This is a genomic window from Aestuariicoccus sp. MJ-SS9, assembly GCF_032586235.1.
Classification (GTDB): Bacteria; Pseudomonadota; Alphaproteobacteria; order Rhodobacterales; family Rhodobacteraceae; genus Aestuariicoccus.
In genome coordinates, this window is sequence record NZ_JAWHTD010000020.1 from 46341 (window position 1) to 70891 (window position 24551).

The window sequence follows — 24551 nt, forward strand, 5'->3', positions numbered from 1 at the left end:
CCAGAATGGGATTGAAGGAATCGCTCCGCGTGATGGTGGTCGATGACATGGCCACGAGCCGCGGGCTGATCACGCAGGCGCTCGACGAGATCGGCATCAAGAATTACCTCACCGAAAACGACGGCCGCAGCGCGTTCACGCAATTGGCGTCGCGGCCCGTGCATCTGGTGCTGTCGGATTACAACATGCCCGGCATGGACGGGCTGGGGTTGCTGCAGGCGGTGCGGCAGAACAAGGCCACCCAGCGCATGGGGTTCATTCTGGTCACCGGCAAGCCGACGCCGCAGATCGTGGCGGACGCCAAGCGGCTGGGGTTGAACAACATGATCAAGAAGCCCTTTACCTCCGCCGCGATGAAGCAATGCATAGAAAGCGTGGTGGGCCGGTTGTGATGGCGGCCCCGTCCTCACTCCGGTTGGCGCCGCGCGAGGCCATCGCGCTTTTGGGCGAGGAGATCGCCCGCCTGTCGCAACGGCTCTTGCGGTTGGAAGACGGGATCGAGGCGCTTTGCACGGACGACGGCGTCACCCGGTCGGATGCGTTGAAGCATCTGCAGGAAATCGACGTGCTGGTGCAATCCGCCGAGGCGCTTGCCGGCTATGCGCAAAGCCTGGCGTCCCGGATCGGGGACGAGACCCCGGTCGATATCGGGCCGCTTTTGAACGCCCTGCCGCTGCGGGATCTGGCCAATCGGCTGGGCGGGGAGGAGGCGGAAGGCGGCCATCACGGCTTTGAGCTGCTGTGAAGTCGGCCGTGCGCATCCATGCAACGAAGAGGGACCTGACATGACCCGTGTTTCCGTCGTTCTGGCCTTGCAGGACGCCGCGATCAACGACCGGTTTTCCCGCGGCCTGTCCGGCGTGCCGGGGCTGCGCGTGGTCTGCCGCACCCGCGATCTGGCCGCCACCTATGCCTATGTCGAGGAATTCGCCCCCGACGTGGTGGTGATCGGAAACGCGCTTGCCGCAAAGCCGGAATTCGAGGTGATGCGCGCGCTCTTCGCCACGTTCGACGTGCGCTGGCTGGTGATCCGCGACGCGCCTTCGACGGCGCAGGCCCAGACCGCGAAAAGCGGCCTTTTCGAGATTGACGGCGCGGCGGCGCCCGACCGGCTGGCAGAGACGATACTGGCGGTCGCGCGGTCCGAACGACGCGGGCAGCCCGCCGCGCCGAAACGGCCCGCCACGGCAGCATTCGACGACAGCCTGATCCTGATCGGCGCATCGACCGGCGGCATCGACGCGCTGATGACCGTCCTGCGGCATTTCCCGCCGAACTGCCCGCCGGTCCTGATCGTGCAGCACACCGGCGCGGGCTTCGGGCCGAGCCTTGCCGGGCTGCTGGACCGGCAATGCCCGGCGCGCGTGCGTCTGGCCGCCGACGGCCAGCCCATAGAGACCGGCACGGTGGCGCTGGCGGCGGGGTGCAAGGCGCATATACAACTGGCCGACGGCGACGGCAAACGCCTGCGGCTGGTGCCCGGCGCGCCGGTCAGCGGCCATATGCCGTCGATCGACATGCTGTTTCGCTCGGCGGTGCCGGTGGCGCGGCGCTGCATCGCGGTGCAGTTGACCGGCATGGGGCGCGACGGGGCCGCGGGCATGCGGCAGCTCTTCGACGCAGGCGCCCGGACCCTGGCGCAGGACGAGGCGACCTCGACCGTTTATGGAATGCCGCGCGCGGCCGTGGAACTGGGCGGCGTGCAGCAAAGCGTGGCGCTGCCGGACATGGGCCAGGCCATCCTTGCCGCGTGCAAATCGCGCAAATCCCTGGAAAGGGGATGAATATGACCCTGCCTGATCAGAAGACCGTCACCGTCATCCAGGGAGAATACGCGATCGCGGACGCGCCAAATGTCGTACTGTCGACGGTGCTGGGCTCTTGCGTGGCGGTGTGCCTGAACGACCCTGCAGCAAAAATCGGGGGGATGAACCATTTCCTGCTGCCCGAAAGGACCGAGAGCGGCCGCGGCGACGTCCGCTTTGGCGCCTATCTGATGGAACTGCTGATCAACGATCTGCTGAAACACGGGGCGCGCAAGGACAGAATGGTCGCCAAGCTTTTCGGCGGGGCGCGGATGAACGTCAACCTGCGCGACATCGGCGCGTCGAACGCGGCGTTCGCCCGGCGCTTTCTGGCGGACGAGGGCATACCTTGCGTCGCTGAAAGCCTGGGCGGCACCTCTGCCCGGCGGCTGCGGTTCTGGCCTCGGGCGGCGCGCGCGCAGCAGTTCCTGGTGCCCGACACGGTCGAGCCGGAGGTTCCGCCGCGCCCAGCGCCTCGGGCCGCCGATGCGGGAATCACCCTTTTCTGAAGCTGTTCGGCCTTTTCAAAGGACCGTGTGGCGCAACGGCCCACCGTTTCGATGTAGCCGTTCAATGCAGCAAGCCGCCGTCCCGCAGACGCAATATTCTAAGGCAGAACCGTTACAAAGCGGCCCCCACCCCGCGAATTGGAAAGAAACCTTTACCAATTCCCACCGAAGTATTAAACAGTCTGCATCCGGTTCGCGCTTTGGGCCGGTAAGCTGCTGCGAGGGCGGCTTTAAAGTGGGAGGAAAACATGACTTCACTGGTATCGCGCCGCAAGGCGCTGATCGGCCTTGGTACTGCCGGCTTGGCCGCACCGCATATCGCAACCGCAGCCGCGCACGGCACCAACTGGAAGATCCAGACGAGCTGGCCCGGCGGCGCCGGACTGCAGATCTTCAAGGACTGGTGCGCCACGATCGAGGAAAAGACCGGCGGCGAGCTGTCGTTCACACCTTTCGGCGCGAACGACGTCGTGGGCGATTTCCAGCTTTACGACGCGGTCAAGAACGGCGTTCTGGATGCTGTGAACCCCTTCACCATCTACGCGCAGGGTATCATTCCGGCGGCGACGTTCCTGTCGTCCTTCCCGCTGGGCCTGCGCAACCCGCATGAATACGACGTGTTCTACTACGGCCTCGGCGGGCTCGACATCGCGCGCGAGCTTTATGCCGCGCAGGGCATGCACTTCGTCGGCCCCGTGCACCACGGCCCGAACATCATCCATTCCAAGGTTCCGATCCGCTCGATCGACGACTTCCGCGGCCGCAAGATGCGCCTGCCGGGCGGCATGGTGGCGGAAATCTTCACCGAAATCGGCGCCGAAACCACGGTTCTGCCGGGTTCGGAGATCTTCCCGGCGCTGGAAAAGGGCACCATCGACGTGGCCGACTACGTGGGTCCGGCGGTGAACTACGCGCTCGGCTTCAGCCAGGTGACCGACTACATCGTCATGGGCCCTCCGGGCTTCATGTCGCTTTACCAGCCGGTCGACATCATGGACATCACCGTGGGCCAGTCCTCGTGGGATGCGCTGTCGCCGCAGATGAAGCAGTTCGTCGAGATGGAGACGCATGTCTATTCGGACATGCACCACGCCGCGATCCAGGCCGCCGACCAGGAAGCCTGGCAGAAGTTCGAGGCCGATGGCACCGAGGTCACCCGTCTGACCCAGGACGACGTCGAGCTGATGACCGAAGTGGCGGTCCCGGTCTGGTACAAGTACGCCAACCGCGACAAGGATGCCGCGCGCGTCTTCAAGATCATCCTCGACTATATGCAGTCGGGCAGCCTGGGCTATGTCGACCCGGCGCTGACGGAAGGCATGACGCTCGATCTCTGATCGGCGCAGCTTTTGACGAAGGATGGGCCCGCGCCACGGCGCCGGGCCCGTCGCTTTACGTTTAAAGACACAATCTGACAACGAGGGGGGGGCACGATGCCCAGTCTCGACTTTTCCCTGCCGCATTGGGCGTATTGGGTGGGGCTGATCGTTTTTCCGCTGGTGGCGATGCTACTGTCAAGGCGGCCGAAACCCGATCAGACCAAATACTCGATCAGCCTTGGCTATTTCGTACTGGTGACCGGCGGCATGCTGGGCCTGCACCGGTTCTATCTGCGCAGCCTTCTGGGGCTCGCGTTCATTCCGGTGTTCCTTGTCATCCTTTTCGCCAATGCCGAAAGCCAGGCGGCGCGGTCGGTGGTTTCGGATGCCGACAACGTGGTGCGCATGGCCGAGCGGATCCTAGAACGCGAGACCGAGCGCGTCGAAACCGCCGAGGCGGACATGCCCGACCTGCAGGCCGCGCTGGCCGAGGCGCTGGCAGAGGATCCGGAATCCTTTGCGGTGCGCCGCGCCGAGCGCAATGTCGAACGGGCCGAAAAGCGCATCACCGAAGGCCGTGAGCGCATCGCCGAGGCCGAGACCGATCTGGAAACCGCCCGCCCCACCGCAGTCGAGGCGCAGGAGGCGCTGGGTTTCTGGAACAACGTCGCGCGCTATGCCTTCTATGTGCTGCTTGCCGCGATGGCGATCGACGCGCTGCTGCTGCCGATGCTGGTCAAGCGCGCCAATGCCGCCATTCCGCCGAGCGAGGCGCCGTCGGAGGCCGAGATCGCGCTGAAGAAGCTGGAGGAGGAAGAGCAGAAGGACGACGCCGACCACGTCAGTGCCGGCTGGACCGGCTGGATCGACCAGCTCTCGCTGAAAGCCGGCGAATTCGTCAGCTACTGGGCGGTGATCGCGGTCTTCGTCTATTACTTCGAGGTGATCAGCCGCTACGTTTTTGGCAGCCCGACCAACTGGGCGCACGAGGCGATGTACCTGATGTTCGGGATGCAATACCTGATCGCCGGGTCCTATGCGATGCTGACCGAGGCGCATGTGCGCGTCGATATCTTCTATGCGCCGATGAAGCGGACGAACAAGGCGTGGGTCGATCTTTTCACCTCGATCTTCTTCTTCATCTTCGCGGGCACGCTTCTGGTGACCAGTTACATCTTCGCCATGGACGCCAACGCGGTGGCCTCGGGCAACAGCCTGGTCAGCGACTGGGCGCGCGGCGAGATCGGCTTTGGCGAGATGCTGGGCAGCTGGAACATGGCGCAATGGACAGACCCCAACATCCGCTGGGGCGAGATCAGTTTCAACGAATGGGAGGTCCCCTTGTGGCCGATGAAATGGGTCATGGTGATCGGTGGCCTGCTGCTTGTCCTTCAGGGCATTTCGAAACTCGCGCAGGACATCCGCGCGATTGCACGGGGGGCATGAGGCATGGGACTTGAGATTGGCATCGAGTGGCTGACACTCATCATGTTCGGGTCGCTGCTGGTCCTGCTGATGGCGGGGCTGCCTCTGGCCTTCGTCACCGGCGGTCTGGCCTGTGTGTTCCTCTTCGTTCTGGGCGACCAGCGGGCGCTGAACATCGTGCCCAGCCGCATCTTCCCATTGATGACGAACTACCAGCTTTCAGCCATCCCGCTCTTCATATTCATGGCGGCGATGCTAGAGAGGGCGGGCATCATCAACGAGATGTTCGACGTCATCTACAAGGTGCTGGGCGGTGTGCGCGGCGGCCTTGCGGCGGCGACCATCCTGGCCTCGACGGTGCTGGCCGCGATGGTGGGCGTCATTGGCGCGGCCGTGGTGACCATGGGCATCATCGCCCTGCCCGCCATGCTGAAACGCGGGTACGACCCCAAGATCGCGATGGGTTCGATCATGGCCGGCGGCACGCTGGGCATCCTGATCCCGCCGTCGATCCTGGCGATCATCTACGCGGTCGTGGCCGAGCAATCGGTGGGCGAACTCTTCATCGGCGCGGTCATTCCGGGCCTGCTGCTGTCGGGCATGTACATCGCCTATGTGGTCATCCGCTCGGTCATCAACCCCAAGCTGGGCCCGCCGATTCCGGTCGAGGAACGCATCAGCACCGCCGAAAAGATGAAGCTCATGGGCAACATGTCGGCGCCCATCGCGCTGATTGCGGTGGTTCTGGGCGTGATCTTCACCGGCGTCGCAACGCCGGTCGAGGCCGCGGGCATCGGCACCTTCGGCGCCTTCATCGTGGCGGCCATTCACCGCAAGCTGGACTGGCAGACCATCCGCGAGGCCTCTCTGACCACGCTCAAGGCCTCGGCCATGGTGATCTGGATCATGTTCGGCGCGACGATCTTCGTGGGGCTCTACGTGCTCGAAGGTGGCCAGCAATTCGTGCAAGGCGCTTTGGAGGCCACCGGTTTCGGCCCCTGGGGCATCCTGATCATCATGATGATCGTGCTGGTGATCCTGGGCATGTTCCTCGACTGGGTCGGCATCCTGCTGCTCTGCGTGCCGATCTTCGTGCCGATCATCAAGGCGATGGGGCCCGAGCCCTTCGGCCTGACCAACCCGGACGATCTGGTGCTGTGGTTCGGGGTGCTCTACCTGGTGAACATGCAGATGTCGTTCCTTTCGCCGCCTTTCGGCTATGCGCTCTTCTACCTGCGCGGCGTGGCCCCGGCGGAGATTCCGATGACCGACATCTTCAAATCCGCCCTGCCCTTCCTGGCGCTGCAGATCGTCGGGCTGGTGCTCTGCATGTTCTTCCCGCAGATCATCACCTGGCTGCCCAGGCTGGTCTACGGCTGAACCATCGCACATGACCCCAAAAAGGGCTGCCCACGGGCAGCCCTTTTTATTTCACGGCAAGGCCCGGGTCATTCCCCCAGCGCGATCCCCTCGCGGCGCGGATCCGCCCCGCCCTGCAAACCGTCCGGCCCGATGGCGATGGCGTGCAGCCCGGAATTGAGATCGCGCAGATTGACCTTGAAGCCAAGCTCGGCAAGCGGCGCTTCCATCGCCTCCATGTCGGTGCCCGCCTCAAGGTCATAGGTGCCAAAGCGGTTCACCGCATGCGGCATGGCGATGGCCTGCTGCACATCCATCCCCCAGTCGATATGCGCGACGATGGCCTGCGCCACATAGCCGATGATCCGCGACCCGCCGGGCGAGCCGATCACCAGCACTGGCGCGCCGCCCCGGCGCACGATGGTCGGCGACATAGACGAGCGCGGCCGCTTGCCCGGCTCCACCCGGTTGGCGATGGGCACCCCGTCGCTGTGCGAACGGAACGAGAAATCCGTCAGCTCGTTGTTCAGCAGGAAACCGTTGGTCATCAGCCGCGACCCGAAACCGTTCTCGATGGTCGTCGTCATCGACAGCGCGTTGCCGTACTGGTCCACGATCGAGATATGCGAGGTCGAGGGAAACTCGATGCTCTCGTCATCGGCCCAGAGCCGTGCATGATCCCATTCGGGATTGCCCGGCGCCACCTCGGGCAGCGCGTCGTCGCCCTCCAGCAGCGCCGCCCGCTCGGCAAGATAGGCGGGGGCGACCAGCCCCGCGGTGGGCATCGGCACGAAATCGCTGTCGGCCATGTACCGGCCCCGATCCGCAAAGGCGAGCCGCGAGGCATCGCCGATCCGCCGCCAGGTCTGCACGTCGTCCGCCCCCCCCGCCGCACTCTGGTCCAGCATCCCCAGGATCTGCCCCACGGTCAGCGCCCCCGACGACGGCGGCCCCATACCGCAGACCTCATGCGCACGGAACGGCGCGCAGACGGCGGGGCGCTCCCTGACCTCGTAGATCGCCAGATCGACGGCGGCCATGACGCCGGGATTGTCCTCGGCCCCGCGCACGGTGCTGACGATGTCCTGTGCGATCCGTCCGGTATAGACCGCATCCGCCCCTTGCGCCGCCATCGCCCGCAGCACCGCCGCATATTGCGGGTTGGTCAGCATATCGCCCTCGGCCAGCGGCTCGCCCCCGGGCAGGAAGTAGGCGGCCGTGGCCGGAAAGCGCCCCAGCCGATCCGCATCGCCCGCCACCAGCGCCGCCAGCCTCGGCGACACCGCGAAACCGCCCTCTGCCAGCGCCACCGCGTCGTCGAAAAGCCCGGCCCAGTCCGCCCGGCCCCAACGGTCATGCGCCGCCTGCATCAGCGCCGGCGTGCCCGGCACCCCGACCGACCGGCCCCCAACCACCGCGTCGAAGAACTTCAGCGGCGCGCCGCTGTCGTCCTGGAAAAGCCCCGGCGTCGCCGCCAGCGGCGCGGTCTCGCGCCCGTCGAGCGTGGTGATCTCTCCGCTCGCGCCGTCGTGCCAGACCAGGAACGCCCCGCCGCCCAGACCCGAGCTTTGCGGCTCCACCAATCCCAGCACCGCCTGCACCGCCACCATGGCATCCGCCGCCGTGCCGCCCTCGCGCAGAACCCGCGCCCCGGCGCTGACCGCAAGCGGGTTGGCCGCGGCCACCATCCAGTCCGACGCCGCCACCGGCACGCCCGAGGCCTTGGCCTCCAGCGCCGCCGCCACTTCCGCCGAAAGCGCCGCGAAACCGGTCTCCGTCGCCGCCTCCGGCGCAACCGCATCGGCGGCCTCCTGCGCCAGCGCCGCGCCGCTCAGGACAACCGCCAATCCAAATCCAAGAACATACCGCATTTCAATCTCCAGCTGAATCGCTCTCAGCCTAGCACAGCGCTCGTCTTCATCGATCCCAAAATATCCCCGCCGGAGGCTCCGCCCCCGACACCGGCGCGACGGCGAAAGAAAAAGGGCTCACATCCGCAAACCCCTCCAGAAACCAGCGCGCGGCGCAGCCGCGCTCCACATGATAACGGCAAGCTTCAGAGCATCGCCGGCACGACCTGGTCCGGCGGGCGGTGGCCGTCGGCGAAGGTCTTGACGTTGATGATCACCTTCTCGCCCATCTCGATCCGCCCCTCGACCGTGGCAGACCCCATATGCGGCAGCATCACCACATTGGGCATGTTGACCAGATCGGGATTTCCGCGATGCCCGTGTTCATAAACGTCGAGCCCCGCCCCCGCCAGCTCCCCGGCCTTCAGCATCCGCGTCAGCGCGTTCTCATCGATCACCTCCCCGCGCGAGGTGTTCACGATCACCGCCGAAGGTTTCATCAGCTTCAGCCGCCGCGCGTTCAGCAGATGGAAGGTCGAAGGCGTATGCGGGCAGTTCACGCTCAGCACATCCATGCGCGCGACCATCTGGTCGAGGCTCTCCCAATAGGTCGCCTCCAGCGCCTCCTCGGTCTCGGGGCGCAGTCGGCGGCGGTTGTGGTAGTGGATCTGCATCCCGAAAGCCTGCGCGCGCCGCGCCACCGCCTGGCCGATGCGGCCCATTCCGAGGATGCCAAGCCGCTTGCCGCCCAGCCGCGCGCCCAGAAACGCCGTCGGCGCCCAGCCCTGCCAGGTGCCTTCCTGCATCACCGCCAGCCCTTCCTGGATGCGGCGGGTCACACCCAGCATCAGCGCCATCACCATGTCGGCGGTGTCGTCGGTCACCACGCCGGGCGTGTTCGACACCAGGATCCCGCGCGAGCGCGCGGTCTCGACGTCGATATGATCGACCCCGGCGCCGTAATTGGCGATCAGCCGCAGGTCCTCGCCCGCCTGCCCGATCAGCCCCGCGTCGATCGTATCGGTCAGCGTGGGCACCAGCACGTCGGCGCTCTGGACCGCCTCGATCAGCTCGGCGCGGGTCATCGGCGTGTCGTCGTCGCGCAGACGCACGTCGAACAATTCCTTCAGCCGGGTCTCCACCACATCGGGCAAGCGTCGCGTCACGACAACACTCAGACGTTTTGATGGCATGTGGTTCGTCCCTTCGCTTTCCCTTGGCCCGGCGCTTTGGCAGAGTGTCGCAAGACGGAACGGGGCACAAGAACCCCGCCGCGAAAAACCCTTGGGCAGAATTCGGGCAGGATCGGGAACATGATCGCGAAAGCATTGCGGGCGGGGCTGCTGGCGGCCCTTTTTCTGGGCCATGCCGCATGGGCGGGGCAGGATCGCGGGCCGGTGACCAACCTGCCGCTGCCGCGCTACGTGTCGATGAAGGCCGCCGAGGGCAACGTCCGGCGCGGCCCGTCGCTGACGCACCGGATCGACTGGGTCTACAAGCGCCGCGACATGCCGCTGCAGATCACCGCCGAACACGGCCACTGGCGGCGCGTTCAGGACCGCGACGGCGCGGGCGGCTGGGTGCATTACTCTCTGCTGTCGGGCGTGCGCACGGTGATCGTGGATTCCGACCTTCTGCCGCTGCACACCCGGCCCGATCCGGGCGCGCCGGTGGCCGCCAAGCTGGCGCTGGGGGTGATCGCCCGGCTGGGCGATTGCGGCCCCGAATGGTGCCACCTCAGCGCGGGCGGCTACAAGGGATGGGGTCAGAAAACCGCGCTCTGGGGCGTTCGGCCGGACGAGATTCGCGAATAACGGGCGGGGTGCCCTGTTTTAACTCTGATCAGCGCCCTCAAGTCGCGGAATCAAGGCCGCAGGCCGCCGCGACCAGCGCCTGCCCGTCCCGGCGGGCTGGCGCTTTGGTGACGTGAGTACGCCGCTCATTCGGTGCGATGACTGGGCTGGGATAAAGCGCGTAGACGTACCGTAGCAGCGCCACCCCACGGACAGGCGCAGGTCGCGGCTTTCGTTACCCAAGAGCAATGGGCCAGTCTGCCCCTGCCGCCCCCTAAGCCGCCTCGTGCATCAGGATCGCCGCCTCCGAGGCCGAAAGGTTGCGCCTTGCATAGCCGCCATAGGCATGGGGGTTGTCCTCGATCACCGGCAGCTGCGCCAGCAGCCGCGCGCGGTCGGCATCGCTCAGCGTGGCCAGCGCGGTGTTGGCGGGGTGGAAGCTCTCGGTCTCCATCCCGTTGGCGAAAAGCACCTCGTGGCGCGGCAGCAGCAGATGCACATAGGTCACCGCGCGCACATTCATGTCCAGCGTGACCTTGTCGCCATCGACCAGATCCTTGGCCGCGACCAGCACCTCGTGCGTGTTGAAAAGCGCGCGCGCCACGGCGCCGCGCACGACCATCCGGTGTTCCGGCGAGACCAGGAATTCCTCGTCGGGGCGGTCCATGCCGAAGGCGCCGGCGCGGATGCGGATCGGCCGCAGCCGGGGCATCGCGAACAGCCGCGCGCCGGTCATGTGGCGGCTGCCGATCCACTGGATAGGCTGCGCACCGTTGTCCTTGGTCTGAACCTGATCGCCCTCGCGCAGATCCTCGATCAGGCGCGGGCCGTCCGGCGTCAAGATGCGGGTGCCCGGCGTAAAGCAGATCACGCCGCCGCCGGTCTCGGCGGCCGCGTGACCCAGACCGGGTTCCAGAGTGTGGTGGACGACCCAAAGCTCGGTGTTCTGCGGCGGCATCTCGTCAAGGAACATCAGCAAGGGACGTGCCCCGCCCGACACCTCGATCACGGTGACGGTAAAGCTCTGGACGCCGTTGGTGACCACAAAGCTCTGATCGGTCAGCGGATGATCGACCTCGATACTGTCGATCTGCGTGGTGTTCTTCACCGCCGCACCGACGAGCCGGCGCACCATGCGCGCCGCGCGTTTGCGGATATTGGCTTCGCCATCTGCCTGCTCCAGCCGCAACAGCGTGCTGGGTCCGTCCACCCGGACGGCCTCCCCCCGCCACGACCATGTGGCCCCGACGGTCAACGCGGACGGCGGCGCGGCATCGAGGCCGTCTATATCCGTCTGCGTCCAGGAGATGACGAACGTGCCCGAAAAGCCCGTTCCCATGTGCCTGTATGCCTGCTCTGTTATTTTTTTATTAACGGATTGGTATCAGAGCACAGCGAATCGGCAAAGCGCTACGTGGCATAAACTCCGACACGATTTGTGTCAGTTCGCCAGAAGGTTGCGGGAATGACACAACCCCCGGCGGTCAGAACGCCAGTTTGAGCCTCAAAGAGCCGACGACCTGACCGTTCGGCTGGCCGTCGAATTCCTCGCCCAGCCAGGTCAGCCCGTAGAAGGCCGAATGCCGTTCGCCCTGCCAGTGCACCCCCGCGCGCAGCCGCTGGCGGCTGTCGGTCAGTGCGTAACCGCGGCTTTCGGGCAGGAAGATGCTGCTGTCGACATAGGCGATATCGCCGCCCAGCACGAAACTGCTGCCGGGCGCGTCGGTCTGCACGGCGCGGTAGCGCTGGCCGGTGACCGGATCGCGTACCAAAAGCTCGCCCTGCCCCACCACGCCCAGCGTCAGATCCGCCCCGAGGCGCACCAGCGTCTCGGCGCCCCAGCGCGCCTCGGCGAAAGGACGCAGGCGCGCCCCGCCCCAGGCGATGTCCTGCCCGATCTCACCCACGAAACTTGGATGCACGCCGTTGCCGATCTGGCGGTCCTTCACGCCCGGGCTGGGCGGCGCGATGCCGATCGCGTCATGCAGCGCGGTCTGAAAATCGTCGAGCCCGGTCTGCGGGCCCGTCACCACAAGATCGCCGCCCAGCGCGATCTCAGCCGCGCCGCGGGTGAAATGCGTGTGCAGACCCAGGCTGATGGCGGTGGCCAGCGGCCGGTCGCCCGGCGCGGGGTTGCGCAGGTTCGACGGCGACATGACGTGAAAGCCCAGCCGGTATTCCAGCAGCGCACCGGGCGCGTCGGGCGCGTGTCCGGTCCAGTCCGGCCCGCGCACCCGGCTTGACGCGACCGACCCGGTCTGCCAGCGGTCGCGCCCTTCGGCGAAAAGATCGTTGGTGGACAGACGCCCGTAACCCAGCGGCAGGCGGTCTTCGGCAGCCAGAGGCGAGGTCAGCACAAGGCATGCGGCCAGGGCGCGACAAAACTGTCGGAACATCGAATGTCTTTCGTTGCGGCCCCCACGGCGAAGTTCTGGTTACCACACCGGCGGCACAGGCCAAGACCGCGCCACACGATTTTGCCGGGCTGTGGCCGTTTCGCCCGGTCTCGCAGCCGCACATTCAGGTCGTTTCCGCTCTGGCCTTCACGGGTCAAGCTGGCGTAGACAGAGCGCCAGACCACGGGAGAGCAAAGATGAACGATCTGGCCAATTCCTTCATGACCGGCCCCGACGAAAAGGGCCGCTTTGGCATCTTCGGCGGGCGCTTCGTGTCCGAGACGCTGATGCCGCTGATCCTGGAACTGGAAGAGCAATACGAGCGCGCCAAGACCGACCAATCCTTCTGGGACGAGATGGATTTTCTGTGGAAGCACTACGTCGGCCGCCCCTCGCCGCTTTACTTCGCCGAACGGCTGACCGAGCGGCTGGGCGGGGCCAAGGTCTATATGAAGCGCGACGAGCTGAACCACACCGGCGCGCACAAGATCAACAACGTGCTGGGCCAGATCATCCTCGCGCGCCGCATGGGCAAGACCCGCATCATCGCCGAGACCGGCGCGGGCCAGCACGGCGTGGCCACCGCCACCGTCTGCGCCAAGTTCGGTCTGAAATGCGTGGTCTACATGGGTGCGCATGACGTCGAGCGCCAGCAGCCCAACGTCTTCCGGATGAAGCTTTTGGGGGCCGAGGTGATGCCGGTGACCTCTGGCAGGGGCACGCTCAAGGACGCGATGAACGACGCGCTGCGCGACTGGGTGACCAATGTGCGCGACACGTTCTACTGCATCGGCACGGTGGCGGGCCCGCACCCCTACCCCGCCATGGTGCGCGATTTCCAGTCGATCATCGGCAAGGAAACCCGCGAGCAGATGCAAGAGGCCGAGGGCCGTCTGCCCGACACGATCATCGCCGCCATCGGCGGCGGGTCGAACGCGATGGGGCTTTTCTATCCGTTCCTCGACGATCCGGACGTAAACATCATCGGCGTCGAGGCGGGCGGCAAGGGCGTCAACGAGAAGATGGAACATTGCGCCTCGCTGACCGGCGGGCGGCCGGGCGTGCTGCATGGCAACCGCACGTATCTCTTGCAGGACGACGACGGGCAGATCCTCGAAGGCTTCTCGATCTCGGCGGGTCTCGACTATCCCGGGATCGGGCCGGAACATTCCTGGCTGCACGAGGTGGGCCGCGCCAAATACGTCGCGATCACCGACAAGGAGGCGCTGGAGGCGTTTCAGCTTTGCTGCGAGACCGAGGGCATCATTCCCGCGCTCGAACCCTCCCACGCGCTGGCGCATGTCATGAAGATCGCGCCGGAACTGCCCGCCGATCACATCATCTGCATGAACATGTGCGGGCGTGGCGACAAGGACATCTTTACCGTCGCCAAGCACCTGGGCTTTGACATGGGCTGAGACCCGGTTCCTTTGATGCAATCAACGCCCCGCCGCGCATCCCGCGGCGGGGCGTTTTGTTTTGCGCGGTATAAACCAGGGTTTATGCCGCTGCGCCGGGGGTTTATCGCAGTCCTGCTAATCCTTGTGCCAATATCGCCGGTGTGGCCCGGCGGGCAGTCTTGCCGCTGTTCACGTCACGCCGCCCCAGGTTGGGCGGCCCAAGCGAAAGGCAAGACAAATGACATTCCGTTTTATCATCAGCACCGCCGCTGCCGCTCTGGCCGGTTCGATGGCGCTGGCCGACGCGTTTTCGGACGCGGTGATCGCCGATTTCCGCGCCAAGGGCTTTGCCGGGATCGAGGTGAAGAACGGCCCGACCCAGACCAAGGTCGAGGCGGTGCTGGGCAACCGCAAGACCGAAGCGATCTACGACCGCGCCACAGGACAAATCCTGAAACAGGAATGGGAGATGGCCGAGCCCGGCGACCGCAGCGCGGGCGTCGAGGTGCGGAACCGCAATCGCGATTTCCTGCGCGCCTCGGGCGGGGATGACAATTCCTTCGGCGGGGGCGATGATGAACATGGCGACGACCACGATGACGATCATGATAAGGATCACGGACCAGGCCATGACGACGACGATCACGACGACGATCACGGGCATGGCTCGGATCATGGGGGCGGTCATGAGGATGATCACGACGACGACGATGACGATTGATCCGGCCCGTCGGGGCCGCGACGGGGCGCTGCGATGAAACGGCGGGGCTTCCTTCTGGGGGCGGGGGCGCTTGTCGTCCTCGGCCCGAACCCGGCCTTGGCGCAGACCGCCAAGGACCAGGTGGTCAACCAGCTGCAACGCCAGGGCTATACCCGCATCCGTGTGCGCCGAACGCTTCTGGGGCGGGTGCGCATCCTCGCGACCGGCCCGGCCGGGCGGCGCGAGATCGTGCTCAACCCCGCCACCGGCGCGATCCTGCGCGATTACATCGACCGGTCCTCGGAAAACGGCAAGTCGGGATCGGGCGGGTCGGACCGCAGCGGCAACAGCGGCCCCGGCAACCGCGACGATGATGACGACGACGACAAGGACGATGACAAGGACGACGATAAGGACGACGACAAGGACGACGATAACAGCGGCTCGGGTGGCGGCGGCCACGACGACGACGATGACGACGACAACGACAACAGCGGCTCCGGCGGAGGGGGCGGCGGCGGAGGTGGCGACGACGACGATGACGACGACGATTGAGCCCCGACGGGCGGAGCCCGGACGGTGAAACAGAACCTGGCCCTTACCGCGCTCTTTGCGCTGCAGCTTGTCTGCGGGCTGTTCCTGTTCTGGGACATCCTGACAAGCCTGCTGGGCCTGCGCACCGCGCCGATCGCCTGGGCGCTCTACGAGCTGATCGAGATCGGCGCGGTGGTCGGGCTGATCATGGGCGTCGGCGTGTCGGCCCGGCTGCTGGTGCTGTCGGTGCGTCGCCAGAAGGCGGCCGAGACCGGGCTGCGCGTCGCCTCGGGCGCGTTCATGGACGTGCTCGAGGAACGTTTCACCGAATGGGGGCTGACGCCGGCGGAACGCGACGTCGCCCTATTCGCCATCAAGGGGCTGTCGACCGCCGAGATCGCCGCTATGCGCAGCACCTCCGAAGGCACGGTCAAGGCTCAGACAAACGCAATCTACCGCAAGGCCGGGGTCAGCGGGCGGCCGCAGCTACTGAGCCTTTTTATCGACGACCTGATGGGCGACGCCCTGCCCGGCGTGGACGCCGCCTAGACCGGCTTGATCTTCTGGAACGCCTCGCGCAGGGCCTCGGACCATTCCTGGCTGATGCGGGCAAAGCCCTTGTCGTCGGCCTCGATCCGGCGGCGGCGGGACACCGCCATCGCATCGGCCTCGATCACCACCATATCAAGCGGCATGCCGACGCTGAGGTTCGAGCGCAGGGTCGAATCCATCGACAGCAGCACGGCCTTTTCCGCATCCTCCAGAGAGGTGTCCATGGTGATCACGCGGTCCAGAATGGGCTTGCCGTATTTGTGCTCGCCGATCTGCAGGAACGGCGTGTCCTCGGTCGCCTCGATGAAATTGCCCTCGGGATAAACCAGGAAAAGCCGCATCGGCCCGCCACTGCGCTGGCCCGCCACGATCATCGAGGCGCTGGCACCCTGGCTCATCCTGTCCATCTTGGCCGAGACCTCGGCGGTGACGTCGGACAACATGCGGCCGATGATTTCGGCCACCTTGAGCATGGTCGGTGCGCGCAGGATGGCGTCGGCGCTGTCGGGATCGCTGTTGGCGTCGTCCAGCCGCGACATCACCGTCTGCGTGATCGACAGAGACCCGGCGGTCATGATCGCGATCACCCGGTCGCCCGGATCCTCGAAGGTGAACATCTTGCGGTAGGTGGCGATATTGTCGAGCCCCGCGTTGGTGCGCGTGTCCGACAGCAGCACGAAACCCGCCCGCAGCGCCAGTCCAACACAATAGGTCATGGCCGATGTCCCCCTAGCCTGACACCACGCTTATGACGCGCCCGTGACGGCGGCAATGCCAAGCGGTATCGGAACCTGCGTTACCATTGCGTTACTGCTGTTGCTGTTGCCCGGCGGTCACCACCACCTCGACCGCCAGATGCTCGGCCGGCTGACTGCCCTGCACCAGCCCACGGATGGGGGCCGCATCGACGGAATCGATCCCCGAGCCAAGCCGGATGTACTTGTCGTCCGGGCAGCAGCGATTCGAGACGTCGAAGCCGACCCAGCCCAGATCCGGCACCCAAAGCTCGGTCCAGGCGTGGCTGGCCTCGTGCACGATGCCGTCGGCATCGGCATAGAGATAGCCCATCACATAGCGCGCCGGGATTCCGGCGACCTGGGCCACCGAGATCAGCGCGTGGGTGTGATCCTGGCAAACGCCGCTGCCGCCCGCGAGCGCCTCGGCGGCGGTGGTGTGGGCCTCGGTCTCACCAGGGCGATAGGCGATGGCGTCGGCCACGGCATTCGACAGCGCATGGGCGCGGTCGAGGGCGCTGTCCTGCGACATGCCGGCGAGCGTATCCGCCGACAATTCCCGAAGCGCGTTGTCGGGCTGCGTCTTGCGCGTGGGCGTCGTGTAGACCAGCGGCGGCACCTTTTCGCGGTGCTCGCGCAGCACGCCGAAGGTGTCGGCGGTGTCGACCGTGCCCCGCACTTCGACGACGGCCTCGGTCAGGGGGCCGCGCAGGGTGATTGTTTCGACCCAGTCCCCGGCGCTGTCGCGAAAGCCCGCGCCGCGGATCGCGCCGGGCGTCTCGACCGACCAGTCCAGCACCGTTTGCCCGGCATGGCTGGCCGCATAAAGCCGCTGGGTCTGGATCAGCCCCCGCACCGGCGCGTCGAACCGCGAGCGCGTGACGTGATGCACATTAAGTCTCATGCCGCCAGTCCTCTCAGGTAGGTGTCCTGCACGACCTCGGAGAGCCGCCCGTTCTGCGCCATCATCCGCGTCAGGAATTCGTGCAGACCTTCCTCGAAGATGTCGTTGATCCCCGCCTCTGCCAGTTCGGCCAGCAGGTTGCGCGCGCAGCTCTGCGCATCCGTCGTCCTGCCATATCCGCGGGCGATGTGATCGAGGTGATCGTTCGACCACCGCACCGACGACAGCAGCGAGCGCGGGAACATCTGGTTGAGGATCAGGAAATCGGCGATCTTCTCGGCGCTGACCTCGCCCGGATAGGCCCAGGTGAAGGCGCGATGCGCCGACATCGACCGCAAGAGGGTGACCCATTGCGACTGGTCCAGCCCCGACCCGACATAGGACACGCTTGGCAGCAGCACGTAGTATTTCACTTCGATCAGCCGAGCGGTGTTGTCGGCGCGTTCGATGCTCGTGCCGAGACCCATGAAGTGATAGCCGTCGTTGCGCAGCTGCGTGGCCGAGATCGCCCCCCGCACGAGATACGAGGTGCGCAAGGTCCATTCGCTGAGATCGGTCAGCATAAGCTTGCTGCGTTCGGTCCGCTGCAGCTCTTGCAGTTCCTGATAGGCGGTGTTCAGAGCGTCCCACACCGGCGAGGTGAGCGCCGTGCGCACAACCCGCGCGTTCTCGCGCGCGGCGTTGATGCAGGACAGCACCGACGACGGGTTTTCGGCGTCGAAGAACAGGAACGTCTCGATGTTGCGCTGGACGGTCTCGCCGTATTTGGCCCGGAAGGCTTCCAGCGATCCCGAGGCCTGAAGCACCGCCTCCCAATCGTTGCGAAAGCCGCCGCGCACGTCGGGCAGGAGCGAATTGCGCCCTCCGACCTCGAGCAGGCGGGCGGTGGTTTCGGCGCGCTCCAGATAGCGCGCCATCCAGAAGAGGTGATTTGCGGTTCTGCTCAGCATATCCGTTACTCCGCCAGCACCCAGGTGTCCTTGACCCCGCCGCCCTGCGACGAGTTCACCACCAGCGAGCCTTCGGTCAGCGCCACGCGCGTCAGCCCGCCGGGCACCAGTTCGATCTTTTCGCCCACCAGGCAATAGGGCCTCAGGTCGACGTGGCGTGGCGCGATGCCTTCCTCGACGAAGGTCGGGCAGGCCGACAGCGCCAGCGTCGGTTGGGCGATATAATTGTGGGGTTTCTCGCGGATCTTGGCGGCGAAGGCCTCGATCGTCGAGGCGTCGGCCTTGGGTCCGACCAGCATACCATAGCCGCCCGACCCGTGCACCTCTTTGACCACCAGTTCCGACAGGTGTTCCAGCACGTATTTGCAATCGTCGGTCTTGGCGCATTGCCAGGTGGGCACGTTGTCGAGGATCGGCTCTTCGCCCAGGTAAAAGCGGATCATCTCGGGCACGAAAGTATAGACCGCCTTGTCGTCGGCCACGCCCGCGCCGGGACACGAACAGATGTTCACCCCGCCCGAGCGGTAGACCGACATCAGCCCAGGCACCCCAAGCATACTGTCGGGGCGGAAACACAAGGGATCGATGAAGGCGTCGTCGATCCGGCGGTAGATCACGTCGACCTTTTTCGGGCCTTCGGTGGTCTTCATCCAGACGAAATCGCCCTCGACGAACAGATCCTGCCCCTCGACCAGCTCGACCCCCATCATGTCGGCGAGGAAGGAATGTTCGTAATAGGCCGAGTTGAACTGGCCCGGCGTCAGAATCACGATGTTTGGCTCGCCGTCGCATTTCTGCGGCGCGACCGAGGCCAGCGTCTTGCGCAGCATTTGCGCGTAATTGTCCACCGGTGCGATGCGGTTCTCGATGAAAAGCTGCGGGAACATGCGCATCATGATCTCGCGGTTCTGCAGCATGTAGCTCACGCCCGAGGGCGTGCGGCAATTGTCCTCGAGCACGTAGAACTGATCGGGGCCGGTGCGCACCAGGTCGATGCCGACGATGTGGCTATAGACGCCCTTGGGCGGGCGGAAACCGATGGCGGCTTTTTCATAGGCCTCGTTCTGCACCACCAGATGTTCGGGGATGCGGCCCGCGCGGATGATCTCGCGCCGGTCGTAGACATCGGCCAGAAAGGCGTTGAGCGCCGCCGCGCGCTGCCGGATCCCGCGGTCGAGCTTGCGCCATTCGCCATCGGTGAAGACGCGCGGGAACATGTCGAAAGGAATCAGCCGCTCCGGATCGCCGCCCTCGCCGTAGACGGCAAAGGTGATGCCCACGCGCCGAAAGAGCGCCTCTGCCTCGGATTGCTTTAGGCTGCGCAGGTCTAACGGCATGGCGTTGTGCCATTTCTCAAGGCTTTGGTAGGCGGCGCGCACCTCCTGCCCGTTCAGCATCTCGTTGAAAATCGCGTTCTGATCCGTGGCCATGTCGTCTCCCTCTTGGGATTGTAAAATCCCCCGTTGTGGCGGGAAAGAAAAGGGTCTGCGGCAGAAAACGCCGAAATCCCGACCAGATGAGTATTAATTGGGCAAACGCGGTCAGTCGCGCATGCGTTCCATGCGGCCTTGCCGGGCGGGTCCGCCGTGGCGATCACGCGGATGCGTCTGGGTCCCCGACCCCTCTTGTGCTAGCACCGCCGCCAAAAGGAGACCTCATGCAGCCACCCCCCCTGCCCCTGACCCGCGATCTGGTTCTGATCGGAGGCGGACATACCCATGCGCTGGTGCTGCGCAAATGGGGCATGGACCCGCTGCCGGGTGTGCGGGTGACGCTGATCAACCCGGGGCCGACCGCGCCGTATTCGGGGATGCTGCCCGGCCATGTCGCGGGCCATTACGACCGCGATGCGCTGGACATCGACCTGGTGCGTCTGGCGCGGTTCGCCGGGGCGCGGCTGATCCTCGGCGCGGCGGCGGGGATCGACCGCGCCAACCGGCTGATCCATGTGCCGGGGCGGCCGCCGGTCGGCTATGACGTGGGCTCGATCGACATCGGCATCACCTCGGACATGCCGGCGCTGCCGGGCTTTGCCGACCACGCGGTGCCCGCCAAGCCGCTTGGCCCCTTCGCCGCGCGGTGGGGCGACTACCTTTCCGGCGCGGGCCCGGCCTCGGTCGCGGTGATCGGCGGCGGCGTGGCGGGGGCGGAGCTCTCCATGGCCATGGCCCACGCGCTGGCCGGCGCCGGGCGGCCCGCGCAGGTCCACCTGATCGACGCGCAACAGGTGCTCGGCACCCTGCGTGCCCCGGCCCGCCTGCGTCTGCTGGACGCGCTGATGGCACAGAACGTGACCCTGCACGAACAGGCCGAAATCACCGGCATCAGTGCCGCAGGCGTGACGCTTGCGAATGGCCGCCTGATCGAGGCCCGCTTCGTCACCGGTGCCGCCGGGGCGCGGCCCTACGAGTGGCTGTCGCAGACCGGTCTGGCGTTGCATCAGGGTTTCGTCACCGTCGACAACCGCCTGCGCAGCAGCGATCCGAACATCTTCGCCGTGGGCGACTGCGCGCATCTGTCGTTCGACCCGCGCCCCAAGGCCGGGGTCTATGCCGTGCGTCAGGCCCCGGTGCTTTACGACAACCTGCGCGGAACGCTGGCGGGCACCGGCCTCCGCCCCTACCGCCCGCAGCGCGACTATCTCAAGCTGATCTCGCTGGGCGGCAAGGCAGCCCTTGGCGACCGCTTCGGACTGGCGTTTTCGGGCCCCTGGGTCTGGCGCTGGAAAGACCGCATCGACCAGCGCTTCATGGACCGCTTCCGCGACCTGCCACACATGACGCCGCCCGCCCTGCCCTGGCCCCGCGCCCATGGCCTGCGCGAGGCTATGGGCCCCAAGCCGATGTGCGGCGGCTGCGGTTCCAAGGTCGGGCGCGGCACGCTGAATGCGGTGCTGCATCGGACGACGCCCCATGGCCGCTCCGACATCACCCCCCTGCCCGGCGACGACGCGGCGCTCTTGCAGACCGGCGGGGCGCGGCAAGTGATCAGCACCGATCACCTGCGCGCCCTGACCGACGACCCGGTCGTCATGACCCGCATCGCCGCCCAGCACGCGCTCAACGACATCTGGGCGATGGGGGCAAACCCGCAGGCCGCCACCGCCACGCTGATCCTGCCGCGCCTGTCGGACGCGCTGACCCGGCGCACGATGGACGAGATCATGACGACCGCGTCCGAGGCGATGGCCGAGGCCGGGGCCGCAATCGTCGGCGGGCATTCGTCGGTCGGGTCCGAACTGACCATCGGCTTCACCATCACCGGCCTGCTGGACGCGCCGCCGATCACGCTGGCCGGGGCGCGGCCCGGCGACAAGCTGATCCTCACCCGCCCCGTGGGGACCGGCGTCATCATGGCCGCCGAGATGACGGGTGCTGCGCCCGGCGACTGGGTCGCCGGAGCGCTGGCGCAGATGTGCCGGTCGAACCGGACCGCCGCGGGGCTCTTGCGCCACGCCAGCGCAATGACCGATGTGACGGGCTTCGGGCTGGCCGGGCATTTGCAGGGGATGTGCGAGGCGTCACGCGTCGGCGCGCTCTTGCGGCCCGAGACCGTGCCGCTGCTGCCGGGCGCGCTGAGGCTGGCAGAGCGCGGGATCCGCTCGTCGCTCTTCCCGCAGAACCGCGCCGCCCTGCCCGGCTGGCTCGATACCGCGCTTTGCGATCTCATGCTGGATCCCCAGACCTCGGGCGGGTTGCTGGCCGCCGTCGCGCCCGACCGTGCCGATGCGACCCTCGCAGCCCTGCGCGACGCGGGCGAGCCCGCCGCCATCGTCGGAGAAATCACCGCGAACGCGGGTCAGATCGCGCTCGACTGAACCACCCGGGCCAGGCGCAGCGCCAGATCGTCTAGCGCCTGCGGCGTCAGATCCGGCGTCTCGACCCGGGCCAGAACCTTCGGCGCCAGCGCCTTCATCGACTTGTCATAGGCCGGATCGTAATGATCCGCCGCCAGCGAGCGCGTCAGCGCCAACCGGTCGCCCGCCGCCAGAAACCCCGCCCATTCATCGATCAGCGCATGGCCACGGTGCCGCCTGAGCGGCTGCAACTTGTCCAGCAGACCCGGCGCATCCGAAAGGATGTCGTCATAAGCCCGGTCGAGATAGACCGCCCGCGCCTCGAGCGGCGCACGGACCTCGATCCAGGGGGCGTCCTTCATCGCCTGCCAGAGGCTGGGCGGCAGCACACAGTGCCCGATCTTGCTCGATTCCGCCTCGACGACCACGGGCCGCGCCGGATCGAGCCGGCTGAGCGCCAAGCTCAGCCCGGTCTCGAAACCCTTCTGGCTGGGTTGCCCCCCGTCCATGGCCCCCAAAAGGGATCCGCGATGCCGGGCCAGCCCCTCCAGATCGATCACCTGAATGCCAAGGCCCTGCAGCCGGTGCAAAAGCTCGGTCTTGCCGGTGCCGGTATAGCCGCCAAGCTGGATGAACCGGAACGGCAGCGGATCGTCGTAAAGCTGCGCCACGACCAGGCGGCGATAAGTGCGATAGCCCCCCGCGACCACCTCGGCCCGCCAGCCGATCTCGCGCAGTATCCAGGCAAAAGACCCCGACCGCTGCCCGCCGCGCCAGCAATAGACCAGCGGCCGCCAGCCGCCCTCGTGCCCCGCCAGAGGCCCCTCGACATGCGCCGCGGCATTGCGAAACACCAGCGCCGCCCCCAGCTTGCGCGCCAGAAACGGGCTCTGCTGCTTGTAGATCGTACCGACCCGCGCGCGTTCCTCGTCGTCGAGAACCGGAAGATTGATCGCGCCGGGCACGTGATCCTCGGCATATTCGGCCGGGCTGCGCACATCGATCACGTCATCGAAACCGTGATCCAGAAGGGCCGTCAATGTTGCGGGGTCAAGCGCCATTCAGGTGATGTAAGTGCGCGTCGGCGCGAAGAAAAGCGAAAACGCAAAGACCCGCGCCCGACCGCCGCCGGCTGTCGAAAAAACCCTCTGGACACCGGTCACGACAAGAGCTAGACCGCCCGCACCCGAACGCAAGCGTTCACCCGTGCCCGGGTAGCTCAGGGGTAGAGCAGTGGATTGAAAATCCTCGTGTCGGTGGTTCGATTCCGCCCCCGGGCACCATTCAAACGCTTGATATTGCCATACTTTCATTCTTAGGCCTTTCAAGGTTTGACAGTTTTCTTAAAGGGTTTGACACCTTTTGATCGACGTTCGTTCTCCTTTTCCAGCGTTTCCATCGTGATCCGGTTGCGGTCGGCAAGGTTGGCGGACCGGGAATAGTGGCGGGCCATCGAAGGGGTTTTCTGCCCCAGCAGGTCCGCAATCTGGCGCTCCTCAAGCCCCGCCTCGCGCAGCGTCGTGGCCACCGTATGCCGCAGCCCCTTGAGCGTCAGACCGGGTTGAACCGCATCCTCAGCTTCCAGCTTTTTCTTGAAGCGCTGCCAAACGGTCGAAAAGCCGTTGTAGGTCCAAGGCTTACCCCTGGTCGAGGCAAGGATCGTCACCGCGTCGTGAGCCGGTGCGGCGTCCAGAGCGGCTTGCAGTGACGGGCCTATGGGAATGGCGAACTTATGCCCCGTCTTGCCCCGAACGCCCCAGATTGTGTTTCCGTCGATCTGGCGGCGGGTCAGCTTGAGCGCGTCGGACGGATCAAGGCCGGTGTTCATAATAAGCGCCACCGCCACCCGAACGTGTGGCGCGGCCCGATCCAACACTACGGCTCGTTCTTCGACCGTCCAGGGGCGGTTAGCATAGGGCCGATCTTTCGGGCGTGGCTTGGGAATGACGCCCGCCGCATAGTCCTGGTCGATAAGCCCGCGCGGAATGGCATAGCGAAAAACTTGGCTCAGGAAGGTGCGGACCATGTTTGCCCGCCGCCAGCCGATCTTGCCCGTCGCCTTGTCATGGATGCCCGACACAAGGGGCGTCGTGATCGCGGAAACGGGCGTGTCGCGGATCGGGTGCAGGAAGTCAGCGCATTTGCGATAGTCGCGCTTGGTCGCGTCCGCCAGATTGCCAAAGTGCTCCGTCTGGAAATAAGCATTGACCAGCCCGCCAAGTGTTCCCGGCTTAGGGTCTTGCGCCTTCCTCGCCTCGGAAATGGCTGCAATACGGGCACATTCCGCGAAGAACTCCGCCGATCCCAGCGGGCTTTTTTCCAGGTCGATCTTGTGACCCGTCGCGCGATGATAGCAGCGCGGTTTCCCGTGCCGGTCATCAAAAATTTTGAAGCCCTTTATCCTGATCCGCGTCATTACAACTTGCCAAGGATGGCGGAAGGGCATGGTTCACCGCGCGAAAACAGAGCGGTGATATGTCTGATCTCTTCTGGCTGAGTGATGCGCAGATGGCGCGTCTGGAGCC

At 66.0% G+C, this 24551-nt stretch carries 23 protein-coding genes and 1 tRNA gene; 14 read left to right on the forward strand and 10 right to left on the reverse strand.

The features are described from left to right. The first annotated feature begins 5 nt into the window (after positions 1 to 5). From RXV88_RS14010 to RXV88_RS14040, 7 genes are all read left to right on the forward strand, one after another. Positions 6 to 392 carry a response regulator gene (locus RXV88_RS14010; protein ID WP_316293885.1) on the forward strand — a complete coding sequence of 129 codons (387 nt, stop codon included), beginning with the start codon at positions 6 to 8 and terminating at the stop codon, positions 390 to 392. Beyond that, positions 392 to 745: a chemotaxis protein gene (locus tag RXV88_RS14015; RefSeq protein ID WP_316293887.1), complete on the forward strand. Its 354-nt coding sequence runs from the start codon at positions 392 to 394 to the stop codon at positions 743 to 745. Before RXV88_RS14010 ends, RXV88_RS14015 begins: the two co-directional genes overlap by 1 nt. A 40-nt stretch (positions 746 to 785) precedes the next feature. Then, the gene (locus RXV88_RS14020; RefSeq protein WP_316293889.1) at positions 786 to 1784 is read left to right on the forward strand and encodes a CheB methylesterase domain-containing protein; all 999 of its coding nucleotides are present in this window, start codon (positions 786 to 788) and stop codon (positions 1782 to 1784) included. Positions 1785 to 1786: 2 nt separating this feature from the next. After that, the gene (locus tag RXV88_RS14025) at positions 1787 to 2314 is read left to right on the forward strand and encodes a chemotaxis protein CheD (protein ID WP_316293891.1); all 528 of its coding nucleotides are present in this window, start codon (positions 1787 to 1789) and stop codon (positions 2312 to 2314) included. A 248-nt stretch (positions 2315 to 2562) separates the two neighbouring features. Further along, entirely contained in the window at positions 2563 to 3651 is a 1089-nt protein-coding gene (dctP, locus tag RXV88_RS14030) for a TRAP transporter substrate-binding protein DctP (protein WP_316293892.1), read from the forward strand. A 96-nt stretch (positions 3652 to 3747) separates the two neighbouring features. Next, complete coding sequence (locus RXV88_RS14035) at positions 3748 to 5079, forward strand: TRAP transporter small permease subunit (RefSeq protein WP_316293894.1); 1332 nt, start codon at positions 3748 to 3750, stop codon at positions 5077 to 5079. 3 nt (positions 5080 to 5082) lie between these two features. Next, positions 5083 to 6438 (forward strand): TRAP transporter large permease subunit, encoded by a 1356-nt coding sequence (locus RXV88_RS14040; RefSeq protein ID WP_316293895.1) that lies wholly within the window; start codon positions 5083 to 5085, stop codon positions 6436 to 6438. Positions 6439 to 6506: 68 nt separating this feature from the next. Here the strand turns inward: RXV88_RS14040 and ggt are convergent, their stop codons facing one another. After that, positions 6507 to 8288 carry a gamma-glutamyltransferase gene (ggt, locus tag RXV88_RS14045; RefSeq protein ID WP_316293897.1) on the reverse strand — a complete coding sequence of 594 codons (1782 nt, stop codon included), beginning with the start codon at positions 8286 to 8288 and terminating at the stop codon, positions 6507 to 6509. Positions 8289 to 8473: 185 nt separating this feature from the next. Then, positions 8474 to 9460 (reverse strand): D-glycerate dehydrogenase, encoded by a 987-nt coding sequence (locus RXV88_RS14050; RefSeq protein WP_316293899.1) that lies wholly within the window; start codon positions 9458 to 9460, stop codon positions 8474 to 8476. 120 nt (positions 9461 to 9580) lie between these two features. On the opposite strand from RXV88_RS14050, the gene RXV88_RS14055 reads away from it, so the two are divergent. After that, positions 9581 to 10081, forward strand: a complete 501-nt coding sequence (locus RXV88_RS14055; RefSeq protein WP_316293901.1) for an SH3 domain-containing protein — start codon at positions 9581 to 9583, stop codon at positions 10079 to 10081. 253 nt (positions 10082 to 10334) lie between these two features. Here the strand turns inward: RXV88_RS14055 and RXV88_RS14060 are convergent, their stop codons facing one another. Both RXV88_RS14060 and RXV88_RS14065 read right to left on the reverse strand, forming a co-directional pair. Further along, positions 10335 to 11399, reverse strand: coding sequence for a Hint domain-containing protein (locus tag RXV88_RS14060; RefSeq protein ID WP_316293903.1), 1065 nt, complete (start codon positions 11397 to 11399; stop codon positions 10335 to 10337). 145 nt (positions 11400 to 11544) lie between these two features. Beyond that, positions 11545 to 12456, reverse strand: coding sequence for a lipid A-modifier LpxR family protein (locus tag RXV88_RS14065; protein WP_316293906.1), 912 nt, complete (start codon positions 12454 to 12456; stop codon positions 11545 to 11547). 197 nt (positions 12457 to 12653) lie between these two features. Between RXV88_RS14065 and trpB the strand changes: the two genes are divergently transcribed. From trpB to RXV88_RS14085, 4 genes are all read left to right on the forward strand, one after another. Continuing rightward, positions 12654 to 13874 (forward strand): tryptophan synthase subunit beta, encoded by a 1221-nt coding sequence (gene trpB, locus RXV88_RS14070; protein ID WP_316293908.1) that lies wholly within the window; start codon positions 12654 to 12656, stop codon positions 13872 to 13874. A 220-nt stretch (positions 13875 to 14094) separates the two neighbouring features. Then, positions 14095 to 14577, forward strand: coding sequence for a PepSY domain-containing protein (locus RXV88_RS14075; protein WP_316293910.1), 483 nt, complete (start codon positions 14095 to 14097; stop codon positions 14575 to 14577). 33 nt (positions 14578 to 14610) lie between these two features. Further along, entirely contained in the window at positions 14611 to 15111 is a 501-nt protein-coding gene (locus tag RXV88_RS14080; RefSeq protein WP_316293912.1) for a hypothetical protein, read from the forward strand. A gap of 24 nt (positions 15112 to 15135) precedes the next feature. After that, complete coding sequence (locus tag RXV88_RS14085; RefSeq protein ID WP_316293914.1) at positions 15136 to 15639, forward strand: helix-turn-helix transcriptional regulator; 504 nt, start codon at positions 15136 to 15138, stop codon at positions 15637 to 15639. On the opposite strand, the gene RXV88_RS14090 is transcribed toward RXV88_RS14085, so the two are convergent. From RXV88_RS14090 to RXV88_RS14105, 4 genes are all read right to left on the reverse strand, one after another. Beyond that, a complete protein-coding gene (locus tag RXV88_RS14090) occupies positions 15636 to 16358 on the reverse strand; it encodes a peptidase (protein ID WP_316293916.1) in 723 nt (240 codons plus the stop codon). The genes RXV88_RS14085 and RXV88_RS14090 overlap by 4 nt on opposite strands. 91 nt (positions 16359 to 16449) lie before the next feature. Then, the gene (locus RXV88_RS14095; RefSeq protein WP_316293918.1) at positions 16450 to 17280 is read right to left on the reverse strand and encodes a transglutaminase family protein; all 831 of its coding nucleotides are present in this window, start codon (positions 17278 to 17280) and stop codon (positions 16450 to 16452) included. Further along, positions 17277 to 18230 (reverse strand): alpha-E domain-containing protein, encoded by a 954-nt coding sequence (locus tag RXV88_RS14100; protein ID WP_316293921.1) that lies wholly within the window; start codon positions 18228 to 18230, stop codon positions 17277 to 17279. The genes RXV88_RS14095 and RXV88_RS14100 overlap by 4 nt, the downstream gene beginning before the upstream one ends. 5 nt (positions 18231 to 18235) lie before the next feature. Then, a complete protein-coding gene (locus RXV88_RS14105) occupies positions 18236 to 19660 on the reverse strand; it encodes a circularly permuted type 2 ATP-grasp protein (protein ID WP_316293923.1) in 1425 nt (474 codons plus the stop codon). Between the two features lie 227 nt (positions 19661 to 19887). Here RXV88_RS14105 and selD point away from each other — a divergent pair, with 227 nt between their 5' ends. Then, the gene (selD, locus tag RXV88_RS14110; protein ID WP_316293924.1) at positions 19888 to 22047 is read left to right on the forward strand and encodes a selenide, water dikinase SelD; all 2160 of its coding nucleotides are present in this window, start codon (positions 19888 to 19890) and stop codon (positions 22045 to 22047) included. Here the strand turns inward: selD and mnmH are convergent. Continuing rightward, on the reverse strand, positions 22029 to 23087 hold the full coding sequence (mnmH, locus tag RXV88_RS14115; RefSeq protein WP_316293927.1) for a tRNA 2-selenouridine(34) synthase MnmH: 1059 nt from the start codon (positions 23085 to 23087) through the stop codon (positions 22029 to 22031). The two genes, selD and mnmH, sit on opposite strands and share 19 nt — an antisense overlap. 147 nt (positions 23088 to 23234) lie before the next feature. Between mnmH and RXV88_RS14120 the strand changes: the two genes are divergently transcribed. Further along, a tRNA-Phe gene (locus tag RXV88_RS14120) sits at positions 23235 to 23309 on the forward strand. 41 nt (positions 23310 to 23350) lie between these two features. On the opposite strand, the gene xerC is transcribed toward RXV88_RS14120, so the two are convergent. After that, positions 23351 to 24442 carry a tyrosine recombinase XerC gene (gene xerC, locus RXV88_RS14125; RefSeq protein ID WP_316293929.1) on the reverse strand — a complete coding sequence of 364 codons (1092 nt, stop codon included), beginning with the start codon at positions 24440 to 24442 and terminating at the stop codon, positions 23351 to 23353. Positions 24443 to 24551 lie beyond the last annotated feature (109 nt).